The following is a 3,632-nucleotide window of genomic DNA, read 5'->3' as shown; positions in this document are numbered from 1 at the left end:
CTTTGTCGATAGCAATACGTTTCGAGTGCATGCCTATTTCGAGGAAACGAAACTAAGACACATCAAGCAAGGTGATCGAGCGATTGTTACGCTGATGGGCCATCACGACCAACCGATTGAGGGTGTCGTTGACACCATCGGCCGTGCAACCAACCCGCCAGACGTCGCTTCGACGGAAGGTGAAATGGGCGTCGTCCCTCAAATCGAACCGACGTTCGATTGGGTACGACTGGCGCAGCGCGTTCCGGTGACGATTCGCCTGGAAGAGATCCCCGACAACATCCAACTTGTGTCGGGCACGACTGCTTCGATCTCGATCGAGCCGAGCAACAACTGATTGACGAGAACGTCTGTGAGCACAACTTCTCAAGACTCGGTAATGCCGGCGCCCGCCTCGTCACTTTTCCACCATTTATTGGCGCTACCGATGCGCATCTTCAACGCGATTGACCTCGCGAGCCTTCTGTTGGCGATGAAATCGAGCTTGGCCATCGTGCTCACGATAGGAATCGCCTTTTGGCTTGGGAACATCAGTGCAGGGATCGGCGCCACCACGGCTCTGATGATCCAAAAGGGTTTCTCGGCAAGCACGATCCAAACAGGCATCATGCGCTTTATCGGAGGGATTACGGGCTGGCTTGCTGCACTCGTTCTGCTGGCATTGTTTGCCCAAGATCGCGTTCTTTTCATTGTTGCCATATCGGTGGCGGTGGGCGTTGTGGTGTTCTGCTTGCAAGGCAATCGTTACTTCTACGCTTACTTGCTCGGCGCCGTGTCGATGGTGTTGATTGGCTATGGATCACTTGAAAATCCAGACGGTTCTTTTGAGTTCGGGGTCGCGTGGGGCTCGGCAATTCTGCTTGCCGTCGTCGTCGATTCACTTGTACACAGTTTGCTCTGGCCGACAAACACAGCGACGATTTTCGAGGAACAACTGCGGGCGAACACCGAGAATTGCCGAGATCTCCTGCGACTAATGGTTGAGACTGTCGAGGGAAAAGACGGGCGCGCGGATCTAATTCGCACTGAGCAACGTGTCATCCAGGGGCTATCTAAACCGGCAGCGACTTTGCAGACCGCGGCGATTGACAGTTGGCGGATGAAACGATTTGAGGTCTCCTACAAGTGCTTACTCGACCAGTTCACTTCTCTGGCGCACGCGATGGTCACCGTTCGTGAACACCTGGATATATGCCAGTCGATCCCGGTTCTCAGCGATTTCGTCCACCAATCTCCGACTTTGCGACAGATAACGCAGAAATTGAACGATCAGATGCAGAATTTGGCCGAGGCGGTCCCTGGACCCCGCGACGGTTCGCGCCTTGGCGAAATTGTTCAAGGCCGCGACTCACTCGATCCTTTTCTTCACAAGCTGGCAGATGAGATCGAATCGTCAGAAGTGGACATCATGAGCAAGGGCGCGCTGCTTGGCCTGCAGGAAAAGCTTGCTCAACTCGCAACACAGATTAGCACGGTACACAACTCCCTAGCCAGCGTCGAAACCGGCAAAGCACGAACCGAGGCACGTGCCGTAGTAAAACACCACTCGGCCGCGCCTCCCTTCGCACCACGACTGATTAAGTCGGCCATCGCTGTTCTGGTGATGATTGCAGTTGCGTATCTATGGGTGTTGAGTAATTGGCCCAGTGGGACGGGCAAGCTGATGTTGTATTCGGTCGTAGTGGTTAGTTTCAATGCGCTATTCCCGGCGATGCCGCGGCGTGGCATCCTGCTTTCACTCGTCATTGGCCCTGTCGTTGCTGCGATTCTCTATTTTGGTCTGATGCGTCCTCTGGACGGATATTTCCAGCTTGCGGTGGTATTCTTTTTGGCAACGCTGCCGTTCTGTTACCTGATCAACTCGGCTAATGTCACCAAGATGTTTGTGGGAAAGTTCGGCGGCATGCTTGTGTGTGGACTGACGTCCATCTCTCTCCAGCAGTCCTACTCGTTTTCCACGTTTTCCAATGCGCTGATCGGTGACTGTGGCGGGTTCATCGTTCCCATGATTCTGCTTCAATTCTTTGCCTGGTCTACACCGGAACAAACATTGCGGCGAAACATATTGGGGTTCTTTCAAAATTGCGGGCAGACGCTTGTCGCACTTGGCGCGTCCCCTCCATGGACCGAGCGTGGCAAATCATTTTTGGGAGTCCAGCAGGCTGGTTTGCTCAGCCGCTTCAAAACTTGTGGCCTTTCGACGCATTTGATCGATCCGCGACGTGCCCCTCAAAATGATTCCAAAAAGGTGAGCGAATTGCTTGCTTCGATGCAATCGCTAATCTTCCGCATTGAATTGACTGAGCACGCGCGGATTCAGACTCCTGATGATCCATCGTTTGCTTCTTTGGCCGCGGCAGTACGCGAGTTGCGAAAATCCTTCGGGGACTCTCTGAAGGCAATTGAGCAAACAATCATCGGGCATGGACCCATCGGTGGGTTACCGGATAACAGCGCGTTGATCGAGGAGTATCATCATCAGCTCGATGCTTTACGTGGCAATCCGGCGGTTGATGCAATTGGTCGAGGAACTGCCGGCCGCGCTCTCGTTCTGGCGGGATATTATCGAGCCTTGGCAGAATCCATCGACCGGTGCCGTGAATGTGTCGACGCTCTTGATTGGCGACAGTGGGAGCGCTCTTATATCTGAACGCGGCTCGGCCTGTGTCCTCTGCCCAAACGCACCAGACCGTCGAACTATTCGTGAAGTGAGTCGCCTTCGATTTTCGAATTGTTCGATCACGTTTTATAGGACGTCTCAGGATACGACCGAAAAACGGCACAAATTGGACCGGCGAAGGTTGCCGGCCGAGCATGAGTGATGCAGCGGCCCCCCGACGCGGACGAGTGTGCTACGAGCAACGCGGCTGCTGTCATCCGATTGATGGCGCGAGATCACGGTTCTCAGCAGCCAGCCTCGTCACCGTGAAAGCGCGTAGGTCGACAACTCCTATCGCAGAAAGTCCGACGTCGTTGCGCGCACAGGTCGACAACACCTCGGAAGTTTTTGATTGCGCTAAAACTACAGAGGTGAATCACACCTCCGCGCGCAACGGGGCCCCGTCCTGCGTTAGATACGCGGCCGGCTTTGCGCCCTCAGGACTAACCGTCGAATGGCACTTAGATCTCCCTAAGTCCTTTAAGAATATCTCGTTTGAGTTCGTGCCTGGGTTTCATCATTCGATCGTATTTCTTTGGCCGGCGTTTTCTTTTACGAGGTTCAAACCGGTCTGGTCTGTCGGCAACGCGATGAGTTGCGATGGCGTCGATTAGTTGTTGGTAGAGGCTTCGACCATGCGTTGCGTCGCGTTCGCTCTGAATCGCAATCAACGGTTGGAACGCTTCGAGTGTCTGGATTGCTCCTTTGAAACTGATGGTTCGCGGTTCAACATCATGTGCGCTGGCGGCCTGGGCGATAATCGTGCGGATGAGATTGTAGGCCAAGATGTGCGTCCAGATTTCCTTCCGCACCAACTCCGGTGTCTTGCACCGTAAGATGTCCATCTGCATCGTTTGCGTCAGTGACCTCAGATCGAGTTCGGCGTTCCATCTCGCACGGTAGATCTGCGCCAGGTCGCGTGCAGTAACTTCCTCGGCATCGAGCAACGTCGTGACCACGATAATAGTCCGGC

General features: G+C 54.3%; 2 protein-coding genes and 1 pseudogene. 2 read left to right on the top strand and 1 reads right to left on the bottom strand.

The features are described from left to right. Both WBB95_RS05180 and WBB95_RS05175 read left to right on the top strand, forming a co-directional pair. Positions 1–337 (top strand): annotated as a pseudogene (locus tag WBB95_RS05180) (HlyD family secretion protein); the annotation flags it as partial. A gap of 42 nt (positions 338–379) precedes the next feature. Beyond that, entirely contained in the window at positions 380–2,650 is a 2,271-nt protein-coding gene (locus tag WBB95_RS05175) for an FUSC family protein (RefSeq protein WP_424486581.1), read from the top strand. 470 nt (positions 2,651–3,120) lie between these two features. On the opposite strand, the gene WBB95_RS05170 is transcribed toward WBB95_RS05175, so the two are convergent. After that, a partial coding sequence (locus WBB95_RS05170) for a transposase (protein WP_424486580.1) occupies positions 3,121–3,632 on the bottom strand: 512 nt, incomplete at its 5' end.

The sequence above is a fragment of the Pseudomonas sp. genome, from assembly GCF_049645325.1.
Taxonomy (GTDB): Bacteria; Pseudomonadota; Gammaproteobacteria; order Pseudomonadales; family Pseudomonadaceae; genus Aquipseudomonas.
Note: the sequence above shows the minus strand (reverse complement) of the source record. Positions and strands in the feature narration are given on the sequence as shown.